General features: G+C 68.1%; 18 protein-coding genes and 1 tRNA gene. 6 read left to right on the top strand and 13 right to left on the bottom strand.

Annotated elements, in window-relative coordinates; all coding sequences use genetic code 11:
- The first annotated feature begins 36 nt into the window (after positions 1–36).
- A complete protein-coding gene (locus BSP_RS12970) occupies positions 37–738 on the top strand; it encodes a hfsB (protein WP_152950592.1) in 702 nt (233 codons plus the stop codon).
- Here the strand turns inward: BSP_RS12970 and BSP_RS12965 are convergent.
- The 4 genes from BSP_RS12965 to BSP_RS12950 are packed head-to-tail and all read right to left on the bottom strand — an operon-like array spanning position 735 to position 5,564.
- The gene (locus BSP_RS12965) at positions 735–1,664 is read right to left on the bottom strand and encodes a glycosyltransferase (protein WP_152950591.1); all 930 of its coding nucleotides are present in this window, start codon (positions 1,662–1,664) and stop codon (positions 735–737) included. The genes BSP_RS12970 and BSP_RS12965 overlap by 4 nt on opposite strands.
- Entirely contained in the window at positions 1,664–2,605 is a 942-nt protein-coding gene (locus BSP_RS12960; RefSeq protein ID WP_152950590.1) for a glycosyltransferase, read from the bottom strand. The genes BSP_RS12965 and BSP_RS12960 overlap by 1 nt, the downstream gene beginning before the upstream one ends.
- Positions 2,602–4,062: a lipopolysaccharide biosynthesis protein gene (locus BSP_RS12955; protein WP_370513360.1), complete on the bottom strand. Its 1,461-nt coding sequence runs from the start codon at positions 4,060–4,062 to the stop codon at positions 2,602–2,604. Before BSP_RS12955 ends, BSP_RS12960 begins: the two co-directional genes overlap by 4 nt.
- Positions 4,059–5,564 (bottom strand): exopolysaccharide biosynthesis polyprenyl glycosylphosphotransferase, encoded by a 1,506-nt coding sequence (locus tag BSP_RS12950; protein ID WP_152950589.1) that lies wholly within the window; start codon positions 5,562–5,564, stop codon positions 4,059–4,061. Before BSP_RS12950 ends, BSP_RS12955 begins: the two co-directional genes overlap by 4 nt.
- A gap of 123 nt (positions 5,565–5,687) precedes the next feature.
- Here BSP_RS12950 and BSP_RS12945 point away from each other — a divergent pair.
- A tRNA-Ser gene (locus BSP_RS12945) sits at positions 5,688–5,779 on the top strand.
- A gap of 63 nt (positions 5,780–5,842) precedes the next feature.
- Here BSP_RS12945 and BSP_RS12940 read toward each other — a convergent pair.
- From BSP_RS12940 to BSP_RS12920, 5 genes are all read right to left on the bottom strand, one after another.
- Positions 5,843–6,631 carry a phosphatase PAP2 family protein gene (locus BSP_RS12940; RefSeq protein ID WP_152950588.1) on the bottom strand — a complete coding sequence of 263 codons (789 nt, stop codon included), beginning with the start codon at positions 6,629–6,631 and terminating at the stop codon, positions 5,843–5,845.
- Between the two features lie 20 nt (positions 6,632–6,651).
- Positions 6,652–8,223 carry an alkaline phosphatase gene (locus tag BSP_RS12935; protein ID WP_152950587.1) on the bottom strand — a complete coding sequence of 524 codons (1,572 nt, stop codon included), beginning with the start codon at positions 8,221–8,223 and terminating at the stop codon, positions 6,652–6,654.
- Positions 8,220–9,530 (bottom strand): serine/threonine protein phosphatase, encoded by a 1,311-nt coding sequence (locus BSP_RS12930; protein WP_227975966.1) that lies wholly within the window; start codon positions 9,528–9,530, stop codon positions 8,220–8,222. The genes BSP_RS12935 and BSP_RS12930 overlap by 4 nt, the downstream gene beginning before the upstream one ends.
- Before the next feature lie 61 nt (positions 9,531–9,591).
- Entirely contained in the window at positions 9,592–11,817 is a 2,226-nt protein-coding gene (locus BSP_RS12925; protein WP_152950586.1) for a TonB-dependent receptor, read from the bottom strand.
- A gap of 268 nt (positions 11,818–12,085) precedes the next feature.
- Positions 12,086–13,336 carry a TetR/AcrR family transcriptional regulator gene (locus tag BSP_RS12920; RefSeq protein ID WP_152950585.1) on the bottom strand — a complete coding sequence of 417 codons (1,251 nt, stop codon included), beginning with the start codon at positions 13,334–13,336 and terminating at the stop codon, positions 12,086–12,088.
- 252 nt (positions 13,337–13,588) lie between these two features.
- Here BSP_RS12920 and BSP_RS12915 point away from each other — a divergent pair, with 252 nt between their 5' ends.
- Positions 13,589–14,026, top strand: coding sequence for a DUF2231 domain-containing protein (locus tag BSP_RS12915; protein WP_152950584.1), 438 nt, complete (start codon positions 13,589–13,591; stop codon positions 14,024–14,026).
- Positions 14,023–15,312: a sorbosone dehydrogenase family protein gene (locus BSP_RS12910; protein ID WP_152950583.1), complete on the top strand. Its 1,290-nt coding sequence runs from the start codon at positions 14,023–14,025 to the stop codon at positions 15,310–15,312. The genes BSP_RS12915 and BSP_RS12910 overlap by 4 nt, the downstream gene beginning before the upstream one ends.
- 21 nt (positions 15,313–15,333) lie before the next feature.
- Here BSP_RS12910 and BSP_RS12905 read toward each other — a convergent pair whose 3' ends face one another.
- The 4 genes from BSP_RS12905 to BSP_RS12890 form a co-directional block, all read right to left on the bottom strand.
- Complete coding sequence (locus BSP_RS12905; RefSeq protein WP_152950582.1) at positions 15,334–15,939, bottom strand: biliverdin-producing heme oxygenase; 606 nt, start codon at positions 15,937–15,939, stop codon at positions 15,334–15,336.
- A gap of 65 nt (positions 15,940–16,004) precedes the next feature.
- Positions 16,005–17,171 (bottom strand): glutathionylspermidine synthase family protein, encoded by a 1,167-nt coding sequence (locus tag BSP_RS12900; protein ID WP_152950581.1) that lies wholly within the window; start codon positions 17,169–17,171, stop codon positions 16,005–16,007.
- A gap of 3 nt (positions 17,172–17,174) precedes the next feature.
- Entirely contained in the window at positions 17,175–17,930 is a 756-nt protein-coding gene (locus tag BSP_RS12895; protein ID WP_152950580.1) for a PspA/IM30 family protein, read from the bottom strand.
- Between the two features lie 16 nt (positions 17,931–17,946).
- Complete coding sequence (locus BSP_RS12890; RefSeq protein ID WP_325100314.1) at positions 17,947–18,651, bottom strand: YjfI family protein; 705 nt, start codon at positions 18,649–18,651, stop codon at positions 17,947–17,949.
- A gap of 113 nt (positions 18,652–18,764) precedes the next feature.
- On the opposite strand from BSP_RS12890, the gene BSP_RS12885 reads away from it, so the two are divergent.
- Together BSP_RS12885 and BSP_RS12880 are read left to right on the top strand one after the other, a co-directional pair.
- The gene (locus BSP_RS12885; RefSeq protein ID WP_054766085.1) at positions 18,765–19,412 is read left to right on the top strand and encodes a DUF2491 family protein; all 648 of its coding nucleotides are present in this window, start codon (positions 18,765–18,767) and stop codon (positions 19,410–19,412) included.
- Between the two features lie 27 nt (positions 19,413–19,439).
- On the top strand, positions 19,440–19,853 hold the full coding sequence (locus BSP_RS12880) for a DUF350 domain-containing protein (RefSeq protein ID WP_054766084.1): 414 nt from the start codon (positions 19,440–19,442) through the stop codon (positions 19,851–19,853).
- Positions 19,854–19,857 lie beyond the last annotated feature (4 nt).

Genomic DNA, 19,857 nt, shown 5'->3' with positions numbered 1-19,857 from the left:
TACTGTGGCGCGTGGTGGAGCGCGCGTAGCGATTCGATGGTCGATCTGACGTCCGAAATGGCCGGTCTGTGGGCGGCGCTGGGGCCGGCCCCGGCGCATCGCGCCCGGGTGATCCAGTTCGCCGCCGCCACGACCGGCGAAGGCGTCTCGACGGTCACGCGCGAATACGCCCGGCTGGCCGCCGTGCGGGCGCGAAAGCCGGTCTGGTTGGTGGACGGCGATCTGGCGCAGCAAGGGCAGCTTGAAGCTATCGCCGCCGAACCGGACCGGTTCGGGCAGCTGGGCAAGCCGGCCCAGGCCTCGCCCGATGGCTCCAGCTTCTTCGCGGTCACGCCGGCGCCGACGGGGCGGGACGGCAAGCCGGTTCCGCCGGCGCGCCTGCTGACCGCGCGGCCCTGCCTGGGCGGACGGCTGTGGACGACGCGGTTTCACATGGAGGCCCTGCGCTCGGGGCACCGCATCGAGGCGGTGGGAGAGCCGCGCTACTGGGACGCCCTGAGGCCGCACGCCGACACCATCGTCATCGACAGCCCGGCGGCGGACCGCAACGACATGGCGATCATCCTGGCGCCCTTCGTCGACATGACGGTTCTGGTGGTCGCGGCGGGCGGGGCGAGCGCGAGCGCGCCGGTGATCCTGCGCGACGAGATCGAGGCTGTCGGCGGTCGTATCGCCGGGGTGGTCATGAACCGTTCGACCTATAAGCCGCCAAAATTCCTGTCCCGGCTGGCGGGCTAAGCGGCTTTGCGAAGCATGGCCGCGCCGTAGAGCTTTGGCTCGAACCCTTTTGTCCAGAAGACCTTGCCCAGGCCGCGCGCCATGCGGTCCAGGGTCTCGGCGCGGGCGGGGCGGCGGAGCAGGGCGAGGATCAGGGAGGCGAGGCCCCAGACGGCGGTTTGGGCGGCGCCGATCAGCATCCAGCGGGCGACGTCGGGCCAGTCGCGGCGGGCGGCGGCCATCTGGCTGGGGCTCTGGCCATAGGCGAAGGCGCGCAGCAGGGCGTAGTTCAGGGTGGCGCGGTCGGGGGGGGCGAACTCGTCCACCCAGGCGTCGGCGGCCCAGCCGAAGCGGCCGCCGCGCGCCTGCAGGGCGGTGAAGAGGCGGTCGTCCTCGCCGCCGGTCTCGTTCATGGCCGTGTCGAAAGGGGCGTCGCCGGGCAGGGCCGTGGCGCGGACCATCAGACTGTTGCCGCAGCCGTGGATCTGGTCCGTCAGGCCGGTCTGGGTCGGGCCGTCGCGGCCGAAGAAGCGCTCCAGATAGGCGGTGGTCCAGCCCGTGCCCTGGGGTACGCGGCCCCGGATCGGGCCGAACAGGACGTCGGCGCCGGTCTGGGCCTGGGCCTGCAACAGGGCGGCCAGCCAGCCGGGGGAGGCGGCCTCGTCGTCGTCGAGAAAGGCGATCAGGGGGGCGTCGGTGGCGGCCAGACCGACATTGCGGGCGGTGGCGACGCCGGGGACGGGGGCGTGGGCGTAGATCAAGGGAACCGGCGCCTCGGCTCGCAGCCGCTCCACCACCGCCGAGGCCGAACCGTCGGGATCATTGTCGGCGACGACCACGGCGGCGATCCGGTCCAGCGACCCGACCTGGGCGAAGACCGAGCGCAGGGCGCGCTCCAGCATGGCGGGGCGGCGCAGGGTGGGGATGAGGACGGCGACGTCCCGCATCAGATCGCGTCCGCATAGACGGCCGCCCGGTACAGGCGCAGGGCGAAGGCGCGGGTGCGGGTCGGCAACAGAGGCGACAGGGCCGCGCCCCTGGCCATGCGGCGGATCAGGGGCAGGGACGGCAGGCGTTTCAGGGCGCGGGCGGCCTTGTAGCTGGGGTAGGTCTGGACGATCTCGGGGTGCAGGGCGACGACGCGGGCGAAGTTGGCGGCGCCCTGGTCGAACTTGCGCGCCAGGTCCGGCACAGTGTCCAGGCCCATATGGGTGGCGGGATTGTCGATGTGGACCACCTGGAACCGGCGGGCGACCCGCATGGCCCATTCGACGTCCTCCCACCCCCAGCCGGTGAAGCCGGGGTCAAAGGATTCGACGGCGAAGACGTCGCGACGCACCAAAAGATTGGAGGTGTAGACGTATTTCTCGGGCGTTCTGGCGCGCTCGGCGGCGCGAACGCACTCGCTGGCGCTGGACAGGGAGCGGTGGACGGCGAAGCGACGGTCGCGCGGCGCCTGTTTCAGCGAAAAGCCGCCGAAGGCCACGGCCGGGTCGTCGCGCGCGATCAGCTCGATCCAGGTCTGGAGAAAGCGCGGGCTGTCGGGCTTCATGTCGCTGTCGAGGAACAGCCAGGAGCCGGCGCGGGCGGCGATGGTCAGCCGGTTGCGCCCCCGCGCCCGGCCTTCATTGGCGGACAAGGTGACGAGGCGGGCGGGCAGGGCCAGGGCGTCCAGCGTCGCCTTCAGCCGGGCGGTCAGAGCGGCGTCGCCCGTGCCGTCGTCCAGCAGGATCAGTTCGACCCGGCCGGCGATGGCGGCGCCTTCCGTATCCAGCCGGCGCAGCAGGGGCTCCGGATCGTCGCCCAGGAAGGGGATCAGCACAGACAGTTCGGGCCGGGCGCCGACCCAGCCGGAGTTGTCGTGGATATCGGCGCGGGAGCCGCTCATGTCGTCGCGCTCCGTCGGGCCTTGATCAGTCGGTTCAGCACGTCGCGCACCCCTGCGGCGTTCAGCGTCAGCGCCAGGGCCGCATAGACCAGTCCGCCGACGCTCGCGTCCAGCATCAGTTCGATGAAACCGCCCAGCGGCGGAAGGCGCCAGACCACCAGGGCCATGCCGGTCGAGGCCAGGCCGCAACGGATCAGGGCCTCCCACGGAATGGGCAGGGCGATGGCGCGGCGGCTGATCAGCAGACAGGCGACCAGGCCTATGGCGAAGCTGAGGGCCGTGGCGACGGCGGCGCCCAGCACGCCGAGACGAGGGATCAGGATCAGGTTCAGCCCGATGTTGGCGACGGCGGGGACGGCCATGGTGACCAGCAGCAGGCCGGTCTTCTTGCCCAGGGTGAAGCCGAAACCGAAATAATAGGCGATCAGGCCGGACAGAAAGGCCGAGGCCGCGATCCATGGCGTGACGAGGGTCGCGGCGACGCGCAGCTCGGGGCCGATCATCAGCTCGGCCAGGGGGCGGGCCACCAGGGCCAGGCCGACGGCGGCGGGCAGTCCGATCAGGATCAGGGTCGAACCCTGTTCCAGCGCCGTCTGGCGCAGGGCCTCGCGGCCGCCGCGCTCCAGCGCCATGACCATGGCCGGCGCGCCTGCCGCGCCCAGCCAGATGAACATCACATCCAGGGTGCGGTTCGCCAGACTGTAGCTGGCGTGATAGGCGCCGACCGCCGCCGCATCCAGGAAGGCCGCCAACAGGAACCGGTCGGTCGAGGCCAGGAGCAGGGCCAGGGTCAGCGACGCGGCGATGGGATAGCCGTAGGCGGCGTAGGCCTTCAGCCGCGCGCGATCCACGGTTCCGCCAGCCGACTGGCGCAGCTCGCCCGGCAGGATGAAGGGCAGGGCGAACAGGGGGGCGATCATCAGCCCCAGCATGGGAGAAGCGGCGCCCGCGCCGGCCAGGGCGAACCCGGCCCCGACCAGAAAGCCCAGGACGGCGACGGCCATGTCGACGGTTGCGGCCTTGGACACCTCGCCGGCCGCGCGATACCGCTCCTGCGCCAGCTTGGCCAGGTTGCGGATGGGCGCTCCGGCCAAGCCGAAGGCCAGGGCCAGTTTGAAGGCCGGGCTTAGGGGCAGAAGCCAGACGACGAGGGCGGCGACGGGCGTGAAGACGGCGATGACGGCGAAGGATGTGCGGTACAGGCTGGCGAAATGGGTCGCCAGGCCGCCCGGCGTGCGCTCGGCCGCCCAGAAGCGGGCCATGGCCGCCTCCAGCCAGCTGAAGCTGACGGTATGGGCCAAACTGATGACAGAAAAGGCCAGGGCGTAGCGGCCGAAATCCTCGGGGCTGAGCAGGCGGGTGAAGACGACGATGGTCAGGAAGCCGACCACGCCCTGAACGATCTGGGCCGGCAGATAGCCCCAGACGCCGCGCCAGAACATGCGTTTCTCGCTCACCTGACGGCGGTCCGGTCGCCCAGCAGAACGGGCACGGTGATCAGGAGAATCCACAGGTCCAGCCAGAAGGACTGGCGCTGGATATAGTCGATGTCCAGCTCGACCCTGCGGCGCACCTCGGCCTCGGTGTGAACTGGGCCGCGCGAGCCCTTGACGGCGGCCCAGCCGGTAATGCCGGGCTTGATGCGGTGACGATGGGCGTATTCGGCCACGAGAAGGGCGGATTCGGTCTCGCCGGTCTTCATGCCGATGGCGTGGGGCCGGGGACCGACCAGAGACATTTCGCCGGACAGGACGTTGAAGATTTGGGGCAGCTCATCCAGGCTGGTGGCGCGGATGAAGCGGCCGACGCGGGTGACGCGGTCGTCGTCGGCGGCCACCTGGCGGCTTGCGGTGGGGTCGGCGGCGGCATGGCGCATCGAGCGGAACTTCCACACCACTATGGTCTCCTGGTTGAAGCCGTGTCGCCGCTGGCGGAAGAAGATCGGCCCAGGACTGTCCAGACGCACCGCCAGGGCGATCAGCATCATCAGAGGCGCCGAGGCGATCAGGGCCACGCCGCCGATCACCAGATCCTGAAGCCGTTTGACGAAGGCCCGGCGCTCGTCGCTGGGCGTGCTGCCGAGCGGCGCCAGGCGGCCCCCGGCCAGCCGCTTCAGCGCATCGTCGCGGCCGGCTTCGGAATCGACCAGGATGGCCAAGGGCGTGGGGAGAGTCTCCAGCCGACGGGCCAAGTCGCGCCCGCGCGGCCCGGCCTCAGGGTCGATGGCCAGTACGATATGATCGACATAGGGCAGCATCCGGTGGCTCAGCAGGGCGTCGGCCCGGCCCAGCACGGGCACTCCGGCCAGCCGGCTGGGCGAACGCGCCAGCCGATCGTCGAACACGCCCAGGACGTTCAGGTCCCGCCGCTCCAGCGCGCGTTCGATCAGGGCCTGGGCGTTTCGGGTGGCTCCCACGATGACGATGTTGGGCGACAGGGCGCCCTGGCGGCGCCAACGCCCGACCAGGATCAGCCACAGACCGTGCAGACCGGTCAGGGCCGCCGCCGCCGTCAGGCCCCAGGGGATGACCGGACCCAGGCCGTCGCCTTGCAGCGCCCAGCCAACAGTCACGGCGGCCGCGATCGCCAGGGCCAGGGCCGCGAGCACCGCCGCCAGATGGACCAGGGGCGACCGCTCCGGCTCGAATCGATACAGGTCCAGGCCCCGCAGCAGGGCCAGAACCGCCGTCACTCCGACGGCGAGGGGCAGGACAGCGCCGACCGGCAGGGTTCGCAGATCGATCGACTCCAGCGCCCACAGGACGAGCGCCGCCAGGCCGACGGCGACCGTCACGTCGAGGGCCCGAAACCAGTGGGCGGCCAGGCGCACGCTGGAGCGACGGCGCGCGTTCAGCCAGACCTCGGGCCGGAACGGACCCCGCTGGGCGCGCGCCTCGCCCGCGTCGCCCGGCGGCGTCGCGGCGGCGGTCGCGGCGAGAGAGGAGGCGCAGTCAGGCATGGATATCCGTGGCGTCGTACAGCCGCCACCCTGCACGCTCGGCCCTCTATGTGACGTTAACATCGTCGTTTCGCGCGAAGCGGATTGCACGACGCATCAGGCTCCGCTATCGAGCCCTTCGCTGGAGACGTGGCCGAGTGGCTGAAGGCAACGGTTTGCTAAATCGTCGTACCCCGTAAGGGGTACCGAGGGTTCGAATCCCTCCGTCTCCGCCACCTCCTTGGAAGCATGAGTGAAACGGAAGCTCGCCCCGGAGCTGTTCGCCTGCGTCCAGTCCGTCAACGCGCCGCTTCTAGACGCGCCGTCTCCAGTTCATCGCGGGCTATGCTGAAGTCGGCCTGGAAGGCGGGATTCGCCTTCAGGACGGCGACTAGGGCGGCGCCGACCAGGCGGCCGGCCTCGACGTCGCTGGCGTAGTGGACGCCGCAGATCATTCGGCTGTCGCCATAGGCCAGGCCGCGGGCCAGGACGGCGTCGGCGCGGTCCGGCGCCATTTCGGCCAGGATCAGGGCCCAGGCCCAGCCCAGTGCGGCGTGGCCGGAGGGGTAGGAGCCGCTGTTAGCCAGCCAGGGCTCGGGCGGGAAACAGGTTTCGGCCGGTTCCGCGACGAAGGGGCGAGGGCGGAAGAAGCCGCGTTTGGCGGGGGTCTGGATGGTCTCCAGATCCCCCAGCATCCGGCCCAGGAGCCGGGTCACGGTCGGCATGCGCGTGGGGTCGAACCGGATGCCCAGGGCTTCGTCAAAGACGCGCGGGGCGGTCGGCGTCTCGATCTCATTGTCGGCGCGGGCCTGATACCAGCGGGGCGTGTCCTTCAAGGCGCGGGTGGCGCGGTACCGGTCGACGTCATCCTGATCGCGCAGCGACCCCGCCTCCGGCGGGGGCGGCAGGAAACGAGAGGCGTCAGGGGCCGCGCCTGCGGTCAGATAACCCTTCGGGTGATCGCGGAAGCCGGTCCAGAAGGTCGGGGCGGGAGAGGGGCTGGAGGCGCATCCGGCCAGCGCGATCAACGGGGCGAGCGCCAGGGCCGCCGCGACGGCGCGGCCGCGCAGGGACAGGATTCGAATCATGAAATCAACTCTGGACGGGATCAGGCCGGCTGGGCCCCGGGGCGGCCGTCCTCGACGACCCAGCGCTTCAGGGTGGAGACCGACGCCTTGGGATCGCGCACGTCGCTGATCGCCTGATAGCGGGTGATCATCCGCTCCGGAGTGATGTCCATCGCCATATAGCCGCGCACGCGGCTTTCGAAGAAGCGGATGTGCGGATTGGCCGGCATGGCCGCCATCAGCCCCTCATAGGGCGGGCCGCCGGAGGTGATGGAGGTGCCCACGAACTCGGTCGCCACCACCGGCGAGGTCTCGTCGCGGCTGTCCAGCAGGACGTCATTGGTCCAGAAGGAGTGATAGTCGCCGGACAGAACCACGGGATTGCGCGGCTTCAGCTGATGCAGGGCCTGGGTCATCCGGTCGCGGGCGGCGGGGAAGCCGTCCCAGGTGTCGGTCCAGTAGCGGGTCTCGCCATTGGGGTTTTCGAACCGGAGCCCGGCCATGACCAGGTCCTGGCCCAGGATGGTCCAGCGCGCGTCGCCGCCCCCGAGACCGTCGTACAGCCAGCGTTCCTGTTCGAAACCCAGGAAGGTGCGCGACGGGTCGATGCGGTCCAGGCACAGGCTGTCGGGGACGATCTGCCCCTTGGCCCCGCCTTCGTCGACGCAGGCCCCGCGCGACCGATACTGGCGTCCGTCCAGCATGAAGAACTCGGCCAAACGGCCGTAGCGGACCCGTTTGTGGATCGGCATCTGAAGGCGGCGGTCAAGCCGCGTGCGACGGATCGGCATGGCTTCATAGAAGGCCTGATAGCCGGCGGCGCGGCGGCGCAGGAAGTCGTCGGGCCGCCCGCCCTCGTCGGGCCAGACGCCGGAATAGTTGTTCAGCACCTCATGGTCGTCCCAGGTCACCAGACAGGGAGCGGCGGCGTGAAGACGTTGAAGGTCCGGATCGGTGCGGTGCAGGGCGTAGCGGTTGCGATAGCCGGCCAGGGTGGTGGCGTCCTCAAAGCCGTAGTGTCGCACCACATTGGCCGCTCGCGCGCCGGTGCGGGTGTATTCATAGATATAGTCGCCGAGGAACAGGGTCAGGTCCGGCGCCTCGTCGGCCATATGGCCATAGGCGCTGAAATAGCCGACCTCCCAGTTCGAACAGGAGGCCACGGCCAGTTTCAGCCGATCCACCTCGGCGTGGGGCGCCGGCGCCGTGCGCGCCAGGCCGACGGGGCTGCGCTGACCGGCGGCGGTGAAACGGTACCAATAGGGGCGGCCGGGAAGCAGGCCCTGGACCTCGACATGGACCGAATGGGCCTCGGCGGGCTGGGCCGTGGTCCGGCCCGCAGCGACGATGCGCTTGAAACCTTCGTCGGCGGCGACCTCCCAAAGAACCTCCATCGGATCGCCCAGCCCGCCCATGCCGTCCGGCGCTATGGGATCGGCGGCCAGGCGGGTCCACAGGACGAAGCCGTCCGGCCAAGGGTCGCCGCTGGCGACGCCCAGGGGGAACAGATCGGCGGCGCCCGCCTGGGCCCGGCCGAACCGGAGGACGACCGGCGCGGCGACCAGCCCCCCGATCAGGGCGCGGCGCGACAGTGGATCGTTCAGGCCGATCATCGCCCGGCCTCGTCGGCGCCGGGGCCGAAGCGGGTGCGGAAATCTTCCAGGCGGATGACGAAGTCGTCGGCGGCGACGAAGGCGTCGTCCGTCATTTGGGGCTGTTCATTGGGCTTGTAGCGACGGGCGTATTCGGCCTGGTCGGACGCATAGACCCCATAGTAGGTCGAATAGGTGCGGACTCGCACGGTCGGGACATCGCCGCCCATGTCGAAGATCATCAGCCGCAGCCAGCCGTCGCCGATCCCCGGCGCGCGGCCCGGCGCCAGGCCGGCGTCGAGCGCCGTCTGATTGCGGTCCTGATAGTCGGACAGAAGCTGATAGACGGCGCCGCCCTGTCGATTCAGGTCGGTGCGGAAGGCCTGGCCGTTATGATGGCCGCTCAGGACCATGAAGATCTGCGGATTGCGGCTGATCAGCTTGTCCCACACCCCCTGGGCGCTGTTGTCGAAGGGGTCGAGGGCGTTCAGATCGACGACCGGATGGGCGCGGCGCTGGCCGGTCTTGTCGATGAAGTCGTGGGTGGTGATCAGGGTCGGCAGGCCGGGATGGGCGTGGATGACCGTCTCCGCCCATTTCAGGCTGGCGTCGGACGGCGCCATCTGCAGGCCGATGTGCAGGAAGCGATAACCGCCCGCCTCGAAGACCTGGGCGCTGTCGGCGCCGTCGTCATGAGAGGCCACATACCAGGGCCGGTCCTTGAAATATTTCGAGGTCGCGCCGAAGGCCTGGGTGAAGGCGGTCAGGCCGCCGATGTGGATCATGCCCAGACGACGCAGGTCGCCCGGCGGCACCGTCAGATCCTGGGGCCACTGCTCGTCCCACCATTGGCCGTCATAGTCGTGGTTGCCTGACACGACAGAGAAGGGCAGGACGCCGTCGATCCGGTCGTAGGCGGCGATGGCCGCCGGGATTTCGACATTCCGCACGCCGTCCGCCCAGGCCGCGACGCCCGCGCCTGCCGGCGCTGGGCGAGGGCGGAAGCCCCGGGCCGCATGGTCCGGGTCGATGTCGATGATCGGGTGCTGCCAGACATCGCCCACGGCGGTCGCGAAGACGATGTCGCCGCCGCGCGACACGGCGTTGTCAGCGATGAATTGAAGCTGCTGATCCATCAGGTCGCGGGCGTCGAAGGCGAAGCCCTCCGCACGCTGATGGGTGAAGTCGACGTAGTTCTGAGTGTCGGGAATGACGGCGATGGTGAACCGCTGCGGCGCCGGTTCGGCCATGACGGCTCCGGCGGTCAAGGCGGTTAAGGCGGCGAGGGCGGCGGCGGTCCCGCCCAGACGTTTCCAGGGGAATTGCAAGGCGTGTCTCTCCCAACGAAGAAGGGCGGGCTTCGGCCGACCGACCGAAGCCCGCAAGGCGTCAGTACCGATAGCTCAGGCGCACGCCCCAGGTGCGGGGCGGGTTCGGCGAACCGGTCGAGGCCGAGATGAAGCGGTTGCGCGACTCCTCGGAATAGTCGTCCGTCAGATTGTTCACATAGACGCCCAGGGCGTAGTTCCCGTCCATCGGCCGCACCGTCAGGCCGGCGTTGACCAGCCAGAAGGAGTCGATGATCGAGTTGGCCGAGGTGCTGAACTTCTCGTCACGGAAGGCGTAGTTGGTCTGGGCCTCCACGCCCCAGTCGCCCATCCGCCAGTCATAGGCGATCGAACCCTTGTAGTCCCATTTGGGGAAGGGCAGACGTTCGCCGGCCCGGTCGCTGTAGACGATGGTGTTGTACTCGCCCGTCACCTTGTCGCGCGCCGCCTCGGTGGCGGTGGCGTTGACGAAGAAGAACTCGTCGTATTCGCCGTACTTGTAGGCGAGGGCCTGGGTGACGGTCAGATTGGGGAGGGGACGCCAGACGGCCTCGATCTCTGCGCCCTGGATGTGGGACTTGGGCACGTTGATCATACGGCCCACGCGGCCCGTGCGGGTGTAGAGGATGCCCTGCAGCTGCTGATCGCGATAGTCGTAGTAGAAGGCGGCGGCGTTGAACTGAAGCTTGCGCTGGAAGAAGCTGGACTTCAGCCCGGTCTCATAGGCGATCAGCTCCTCGAACTTGAAGGGTTCCAACTGGTCCGGCAGGCCGCTGTTGTAAGTGGTGAAACCGCCCGACTTCACGCCACGCGAAACATTGGCGTAGGTCAGTATGTCGTCGCTAAGGGTGTATTCGACGCCCAGTTTGCCGGTCCACTCGCCCATCTCTTGCGACTTGGAGGTGGTGGCCCGGACGGACGGGGTGGGGGCCAGGACCTCGGTCTTGAAGTTGTTCAGTTCGCGGGTTTCATCCTCATAGCGCAGGCCGCCGACCAGGGTCAGGCGGTCGGTCAGGCGATAGTCCACATTGCCGAATACGCCGGTGGTCTCGACCTTCTGGCCGTAGGTGGTGCTCATCCAGAAGGCCAGGCTCTTGGCTTCGGAGAAGTCCGAATAGAAGCCGCCGTCCACGGATTCATTGGCGTGATAAACGCCGGCCAGCCATTGGATCCGACCGCCGGCCGGCGAGGCCAGGCGGACCTCCTGGGACGAGGTGTCGATGTCGTTGAAGAAGAAGGTGCCCGCCTCATTCGACGCGGTGGCGTCCCAGTCGTTGAACTCCTTGCGGTCGAAGGTCTCATAGCTGGCGATGGCGGTCAGGGTGGCCCAGTTCAGATCCTGGTTCAGCCGCAGGCTGACGCCCTTGCCCTCATTGTCCCGGAAGGGCTTGGCGTTGGGCGAGGCGCCGATCAACTGAGCGAAATAGGGCGAGATGCCCCAGCCGGTGATGCGGTGATCGGTGTCGATCGGATAGACCCGCCCGCCGCCGGCGGTGAAGGGGGTGGTGATCAGACGCAGGCCCCGCCCGTCGGACTCGTCGCGGCTGTAGTGCAGGTTCAGATCGACGTCGGTCTGGGCCGAGGGACGCCAGGTCAGGCGCAGGCGCGCGGCCTTGGTGTCCTTGTCGCCCAGGCTCTCGCCGGTGTCGCGATTATACTGCCAGGCCCCGCCCGATTCAGCCGCGACCGAAAGGCGGGCGGTCAGGGTATCGACGACGGGGCCGGAGACATAGGCTTCCATCTTGGCCGCGTCATAGCTGCCGTAGCTCAGGTTCAGACCTGCGGCGACATGGTCGGTCGGGGCGTTGGTGATGACGCTGACCGCGCCGCCCGTCGTGTTGCGGCCGTAAAGCGTGCCCTGTGGGCCACGCAGCACCTCGATACGGGCGATGTCGTACAGCAGCCCTTGGGTCATCACGCCGTAAGGATAGGCGACTTCGTCCACATAGATGCCGACGGTCGAGGTGTTGTTGGCGGCGTAGTCGGTCAGGCCGACGCCGCGGATGCGGAACTGGGGCTGGCCGCCGCCCAGCTGGCTGTCCACCTCCAGGCTGGGCACGGTGTTTTCCAGATCGTTCACGGTCTGGATGTTGCGGTCGTCCAGCGTTTCGCCGGACACCACGGTCAGGGCCACGGCGACCTTCTGCGACGATTCGGAGCGACGCTGGGCCGTGACGATGACGTCATCGACCGAGGCCGTTTGAGAGGCGGTTTGGGTTTGGGCGGAGGCGGGCAGGGCCGCCGCCGTGAGGACGGCGACCGAGGCGCCGAGAAGAAGACGTTGCATGTTGACCATCCATCGGGCGACGCGCGGGGCCCCCACCCTCGCGTGTCGATGTGTTGCTGAAGGTCGTCGAACAGCCGTTTGGTCGCCTCCTGATCGAAGCGGGCCCTGACCCTGGGGAGAAGTCCGGCCGCATCGTCGCGTGGAAAAACAACTGTTCGACAACGATGCGGCATTAGATTGCGCGCGCAATGCTTTTATGAAGCTTGTTAGAACTGTTCTTGTCAGCCCTCGTCAGGGCTGGGCGTGCACGACGATAACGTGTGTTCTGTCACGTGCGACGCGCAACCAGCCGGGTTGCGGCCGTCTTGAGCGCCGCCTCGTCGAGGGGCTCTCCGGTCGCCCGAGCGGTCAGGGCGGCGGCCTTGATCCAGAGGGCGAACCGCGTCGCCGCCAGCCGATTGAGATCGAAGTCGGCCGGCCAGACGCCGGCCTGATTGTAATAGGTGCCTCCGCCTTCGGGACCGCGCAGCAACATGGCCAGGTCACGCAGCGCGGGGTCGCGCCGCGCCTCCATGCACACGCCCGCGATCAGCCTGGCGTATCGGACGTAGAAGCCCTCTGCCTGGGGCGTGATGGCGACTGTCGGCGCCATGAGCCGCGCCCAACGCTCCAGGTCCGCCGACGCCGGGTCGCCTTCTGGACGTTGACCGGCCAGATACAGCGGCATGTCACGGAAGACGCTGTGCCAGACCGCATCCAGGACGAAGCGGCGCATGTCGGGCCAGTGATAGGCGATGGTCGAGGTTGAGGTCCCCGCCACGGCGCTCACGGACCGGTTGGTCAGGGCGCCCAGACCCCGCTCCAGTATCTGATCCGCCGCGATATGCAGAAGCTTCAGCTTCATGGAGTCCGGCTCCAGTCCGGCTGCCGGCGCCTGGGGTATGATCAGGGTTTCCCTGTGCCAGAGGGTCGCGGTCGCCGGCCTTTCAGTCTCGCCGAAGGCGCGGTCGACGAGGCCGCCCAGACCTTCGGACGCGATCACCTCATAGTCTGCGCGTTCGCCCAGGGCTCCGGCGTAGAACTGCTCCATCGTGGTCCAGGCCACGATGATGGAGGCGAAATCGACCAGCCGGGGATCAGCCGCCAGATAGTCGGCCCACGCCGTCTCCCGCATCGCGGCCCAGCGCCGAATGAGATCGCGACGCTCGGCGCAGGCGTCTCCGTCGATCAACAGCGCCTCCCAGATCCGCGCGAAACCGGCGCTGTCGGAGGCGCGCAGGCGCAGATAGTGCCGCAACAAGGCCAGAAGGGCGTCTCGGCTGGGCGGCAGGCCGGCGACGGGGGCGAAGAAGGCGGCGTGAAAGGCCGCGTCCTGCCGCAGCGCCTCTTCTCCCACCGCCTGGATCAGCCCGGCCTTCGATCCGAAGAGGTTGACGATGACCGTCGTGCTCTTGCCGACAGCGTGGGCGAGGTCGCGCATCGTGAGGCTGTCGAGCCCGTTGGCCGCCGCCTGGGCGATGGCGGCCTCGATGATCTGAAGGGCGTCGGCGGCCCGGCCGGGCGCTTGGACTTGAGACATAGGTTTCAATGAAGTCTCGAGGATGAGCTGTCGAGTGCGCGGCGCGACGTTCGGGGAAGACGGCCTTGTCTTCAGCGACGAAGCGTCGCGGACCGAGCGCGGCTTAATCTCGGATTGTGTAGCGGAGATGATGGCGGCGGCGACAGCCTTTCCGCCCAGGGCCGCGCTCCCTCGATGATCTGATGAAACCAAATTCCTCGACGGAGGATTGGGCTCGGACAGACGAAGGCTGGACGAGGAGATTGAAGGTCGATGATCGCCGCCACAGGGTCGGAGCGCCCCGCCCATAATCCACTCCACGCCATACTGCTGTGTTTTCCGATCGCCCTGTTCACCTCGGCCCTGATCAGCGACATCGCCTATCTGCGGACCGCCGAGATGCAGTGGTCGAATTTTTCGGCCTGGCTGATTGTCGGCGCCCTGGTTTTCGGCGGCGTCGCAGGACTGTGGGCGATCGTCCAACTGGTTCTGGCCTGGCGCACCCCTCAGCGGCTGGCAACCCTGACTTATGTCGTCGCCTTGGCCTTGGCTTGGCTCTGCGGCCTGATCAACGCCTTCAAGCACAGCCAGGACGCATGGAGCTCGGTCGGGGCCCTGGGCCTGACTCTGTCCATCCTGTCCACCCTCTTCGTCCTTGTCGCAGGGTGGTTCGCCTATAGCGCCGCGCCGGTTCGGGGAATTGCACGATGATCAGACACCTTCTCGGCGCGACCGCCGTGCTCCTGGCCCTGACGGCTTGCAGCCGCAGCGATCCCAACCTCAGACAGACCGGTCCCAATCCCGATCTACCGGCCCAAAACCAGACCCTGATTCCACCGATGAAGATCGCCGAGCCCGTGGGCTGGAACGGCGACCGGCCCGCCGTGCCCGCCGGCTTCGCCATCACGCCCCTGGCGACCGACCTGAAGATTCCGCGCCAGATTCTTGTTCTGCCGAACGGGGACATTCTGGTGGCGGAAGGGTCGGGCGGCCATGCGCCCAAGCTGCGTCCCAAGGACGTCATCGCCGGCCTCATCAAGGCCAAGGGCAAGAGCAGCGTGAAGGGCGGGGATCGGATCACCCTGCTGCGCGACGCCGACGGAGACGGACAGGCCGAACTGCGCACGACCTTCATCGACAATCTGGATGCGCCCTATGGCCTGGCCTTCGTCGACGGCGCCCTCTACGTCGCCGAGCAGGGCGCCTTGCTGCGCTTTCCCTATGAGCCTGGACAGACGCGGATCACAGCGCCCGGCGCGGTCCTGACCGAGCTTCCCTCGGCCATCAACCACCATTGGACCAAGTCCCTGACCTCCAGCGCCGACGGCCAGACCCTTTACGTCGGCATCGGATCCAACAGCAATGTCGGCGAGCGCGGCATGGCGGTGGAGCAGGATCGCGCCGTGGTCTGGGCGATCGACCGGCAGACCGGCACCCACCGGATACTCGCCAGCGGCATTCGCAATCCGACGGCCCTGGCGATCGAGCCGACCACCAGCGCTCTCTGGGCCGTGGTCAATGAGCGCGACGAGTTGGGCCCGCAACTGGCTCCCGACTATCTGACCTCCGTGCGGCCCGGCGCCTTCTACGGCTGGCCCTACAGCTATTGGGGGCAGAACGTCGATCCGCGCGCCCATCCGCAGCGGCCGGACAAGGTGGCCGAGGCGGTCAAGCCCGACTACGCCCTGGGATCCCATGTCGCGGCCCTGGGCCTGAGCTTCACCACCAACGGTGGTTTCGGCGGCGCCTTCAGCCAGGGCGCCTTCATCGGCGAGCACGGCAGTTGGAACCGTCAGGACCTGTCCGGCTACAAGGTGATCTGGGCGCCGTTCAACGCCGGTCGTCCGGCGGGCCAGCCCGTCGATTTCGCTACGGGCTTCATCAAGGACGGCAAGGCGAGGGGACGGCCGGTCGGCGTCACCTTCGACCCTCAACGTCGCATCCTGCTGATCGCCGACGATCTGTCGAACACCGTCTGGCGGGTCGCGCCGCAATAAGGCGGAGACGGTCGGCGGGGTTCAGGCCGCCGCCGACCGATCCGGTCCGAAATGCGCCTCCACCAGGGCGCGCACGCGGGCGAAGGCGGCCGCGGCGCCGGCCGTCGCCCGAGCCTCTTGAGCCTGCGTCATCTCCGCCGCGTCCAGGGCGGCGGTGAAGCTGCGCCAGTGGTTGGCGCGACCGTCCGGCGAGGCGGCCAGATGCCGGGCGCCGAACGCCTCTGACAAGCCCAGGCCGGCCGCCGCCTTCAGCAAGAACGCCGCGCCCAGGTTCGATCCCTCCGCCACATAGAGCCAGCCCAGCGCCGTGGGAATGTCGGCGATCTGATCCTCAAACACGGGGTTGTCAGACTCGACGCCAGGTTCGGCCTCCAGGTCGGCAAGGTCTGCGATCACCGCGTCGTACCTTCGCCGCGCCGCCAGATCCGGGATCAGGGCCGTCAGAGCCTCGTTCTGATAGAGGGCCGCCACGTCGCGGTGGAACAGCTGCTGAATTCGCAGAAACTCCGCATATCGCGCGCGACTTTCGAAGGGGTGAGCGGCCATGACGGCGTCGTCCAGGCCCTGATGCACGCCCTGCGTCGCCGCCTTCAGTCGTTTGGCTCGGCTCTTTTCAGCTTCGATCATCAGCAGCTGCCATCCAGGCGTGGGTCTGAGAGTGGTGCGAGCCGATCGCTGTTTCCGGTTGAGCCTCAGTCACGGATGAAGTGCGGGACAAAGCGTGAGGTGTCGCGGGTGATCCGGCCCACATCCTCGCGCAGGCTCATGCCCGCCGGTTCGTCGCCGACGACCCAGGAGCCGACGATGACGTGGGCGTCGTCGAACCGGGGCGTGTCGTGCAGGGCCTGACGGATGAAACGGCCCTGGCCGTAGCCGCCGTCCACGACCGTCTCCGCGCTGACGCCCTGGTCGATCAGTTCGACATTGGCGCCCTCGCGGGAAAACAGCGGCTTGCGGACGTAGGAGTCCCCGAGAGCAGCCTGCGCCGGACCGCCCTCGAAATAGGCCTCCAGCAGATTGGGATGGCCTTTGTGGCGTTCCCACAGCAGGGGCAGGATCGCCTTGTTGGACAGAATGCTCTTCCAGGCGGGTTCAAGCACCCTGACGTCGGCGGTCGGCAGGGGGGCGGCGTAGTCGTCGCGCAGCATCTGCTCCCAGGGATACAGCTTGAACATAGCCTGGATGATCCAGTTCTCATGGTCGACGAAACGGCCGTCGGCGTTCAGGCCGATCTGGTCGATGGCGACGAACTGGGGCTCAAGCCCGGCCTGCTGGGCCAGGTCTTCGAGGAAGCGCACCGTCTGGCGATCCTCCACGAAATCGGCGTCCGACGAGAAATGGACGAAGCCGCCGTTCGGGAAGATGGCGCGGAAGCGGGCGACCAGTTTTTCGTGCAGGCTGTTAAACTGGTCGGCCTCGGCGGGCAGGACGCCGGCCCGGATCTGATCCTCCAGCCACAGCCACTGGAACGCCGCCGTCTCATAGACGCTGGTCGGGGTGTCGGCGTTGTATTCGTACAGCTTGGCCGGTCCCCGGCCGTCATAGGCGAAGTCGAAGCGGCCGTAGAGGGACGGATCCCCGCGCGTCCAGCTGGCGGCCACATAGTCCCGCATGGGTTCGGGGATATCCAACTGCTCCATCAGCCGCTCGGACTGGACGGCCTCCTTCACCAGCTCCAGGCAGAGGCCGTGCAGTTCGGCGGTCGGCGCCTCGATCCCGTCCTCGACCTCCTCCATGGAGAAGGCGTAGGCCGCCGTCTCGTCCCAGTAGATTTCGCCGTTGATGTGGCGCCAGGTGAAGCCCAGGCGCTCGGCCGTGGCTTCCCAGTCGGGGCGGGGATCGAAGCGCAGACGCTCCATGGATCAGGCCGGGTCCTTGTCGGGCGTGGCCACGCCTGGGGCGGATTGGCCGATGCGGGGCGTGACCACGGTCACTTCCGGCTGGCTGAGGCGGGCCAAAACGTCGTCGGCCGACGAATGACCGGGCAGGATGCCGGCCTCGCGCAGCTTGGCGTCCAGATCAGCGCCGGTGCGGCGATCTTCCAGGGCCTGGCTGGCGTTCAGCTTTTCTTCCTGGATGGCCTGGCGCTGCTTGATCCGTTGCAGACTGTCCGCCGCCGAGCCGATGCGCGAGTGGGCGCCGGCCGAGTTCAGGGCGACCGAGGTCTGGGCCCGCTGGACCGAGTCATTGACCTTGACGATGTCGATCTCGCGACGGAGCGTCTCGATCTTCTGGTCGGTGGCGGCGATGGCGGTGCGCAGACGCGTCTCGGCCGTCTTCATGTCCTCGATCAACGGGCTGCGGCTGTTGATCTCGACCTCCAGCTCGGCGATGCGGGCGGCGACCTCGCGGGCCAGATCGGTCTTGCCTTGAGCCAGGGCGGTGCGGGCCGAGCTTTCGTACTTGGCGATCTGGTCGCGGAAGCTGGCCATCTCGTTTTCGGCCATGCGGCGACGCGCCACCAGGCCGGCCAGGTCGTCGCGCGCCTTGCCCTGGGCGTTGTCGGCGTCGCGGATTTCCTGATCGAGAATCTTCAGGGCGTTGGCGTCGACGACGCCCTGGGCCGCATCATGGGCCGTGCCGCGGAACAGGGCGGAGAGTTTTCTGAGCATGGACATGGTCGGGTCTTTCGGATCAGGCGGCTTCGGCGCCGAAGGTTTCGCGCAGTTCGGTGGCGTCGATCGCATTCTCGGCCAGGGTGCGCAGTTCGATCAGTATGGTCTGGAGCGTCGTCTTGCACGACAGCTCGCCCATCAACTCATACACGTCCTCGCCGCCGACGTTGGTGATGGCGAAGTTCGACAGGGGCACCACCCGCTGGGCCTTCAGGAGAAACTCGTTGAAGGCATGGCGATCGGTCTGTTCCGACACCGGCCACAGCAGGACCGAACAGACGATCTGGGCGCCCCCGACGCTGAGATAGACCGGCAGGTCGCCATATTCATGCATGGTGGCCAGCAGTACGGGGTCCGCCCCCTCCAGCACGCGCAGGGTCATTTCGCCCTCGCGCACCAGGGGGGACTGGTCCAGCGCCGCCTTGATGGCGGGCACGGTCCAGGGGGTTTCGATCACGGCGTCCATCTGATGGTCGTCTCCAGGGGTGAAGGAATCGGAAGTGGGGATCCGGCGGCGCCCGGCAAGCTCCGGGCCGCGGGTGGAGTCCGTGACGATGGCGCGGACGGCGGCCTTGACGTCGTCGCGCGCGGCCTCCGGCACCCAGAGCTCCAGCTTGACGAGGCCCGCTTCCCGGCGCGCCTGTCGCCACGCGCGAATGCGGTCGTTGGCGGCGGAAGAGTGCGGGGTGCGGCTGGGCATGGCGTTACATGAAACGTGTAACATGAACGCTTGACAGGATGCAAGATCGGGCTGAGGTTGCGCGTATGAACCGCTTCGTTCCGTCGCTCTTGCGTCCGAGGCTCGCCCTTGGCGTCCATGGGGCCTAGATAGTCGCCATGTTCAAGAAACTCTTCGGATCGTCGAACAAGGCTGAGCCCGCATCGAAGCTGGCGGCGGTGCGCAACATCACCGTGGGTCGGACCGTGTCGCTGGACCCGTTGGCCTGGCGGCGGCTGGGCGAAGAGACCCGTTTCGCACTGGATCGCGACGTGCTCGACATCTCGGCTCAGGGGCTGATCAGTCTGGAAAGCGGCCAGTTCGTCCATCGCTTCTACACCGACGACCACGTCATGCTTCAGGCCATGAGTGACGACGAGGCGGGGCTGGAGAACTATGATTTCAGCCTGTTCGTGCCCTGGACCTCGGCCTATCCGCCGGGAGAGCGGGAACGGCGGGTCTGGCGCGACCGGCTGTCGGCGCCGGTCTTCCACGGGGCGGCCGAGGACCTGCCCGACTATCCGCGGTTCTGGTTCTCCGAGAGCGACGCGATCCAGCCGCCGGTCACCCTGTGGGAGACCATCTGGGACGACCGGGCCGCAACCAAACCCTACGCCAAAATCTTCCAGACCTGCATGCTTTATGCACGCGAACTGGCGGGCGGGCGCGAACTGATGATCGCCCTGGAGCAGCAGCCCGAGGGCGGCGAGACGACGCACGAAATCATGATCGGCATTCCGCTGGAAATGGCCGAGTTCCGCGCCTGAGGGCGTGTTTGAAGAGGGGAAGACCGAATGTTCGACTGGTTCCTGTTTCAGCAGGGGGCGATCGCCTTCCTGATCGCCTTCGCCGTGGCGGGCGGCTTCACCCTGGCGTTCAAGCTGGTCTACCAGTGGGTCACGCCGTACCACGAGCATACGCTGATCCGGCAGGGCAATACGGCCGCCGCCATTGCGTTGGGCGGCGCCCTGATCGGCTATGTCCTGCCGCTGGCTTCCGCCTTGTCGCATACGGTCAGTCTGATGGAGTTCGCCGCCTGGGCCCTGCTGGCCGGGGTGATCCAGATCGTGGTCTTCGTCACCATCAGCCGCCTGGCCTTCCGCAATCTGGTGGCCCGGATCGAGGCGGGCGAGATCGCGGCGGCGGTGTACCTCGCCTCAGTCTCGATCTGTGTCGGCCTGCTGAACGCCGCCTGCATGACGTCGTGACCGC

This window comes from Brevundimonas sp. Bb-A, from assembly GCF_009394735.1.
Lineage (GTDB): Bacteria > Pseudomonadota > Alphaproteobacteria > Caulobacterales > Caulobacteraceae > Brevundimonas > Brevundimonas aurantiaca.
The sequence above is the reverse complement of the archived record's forward strand: the minus strand, read 5'-3'. Positions and strand labels throughout refer to the sequence as shown.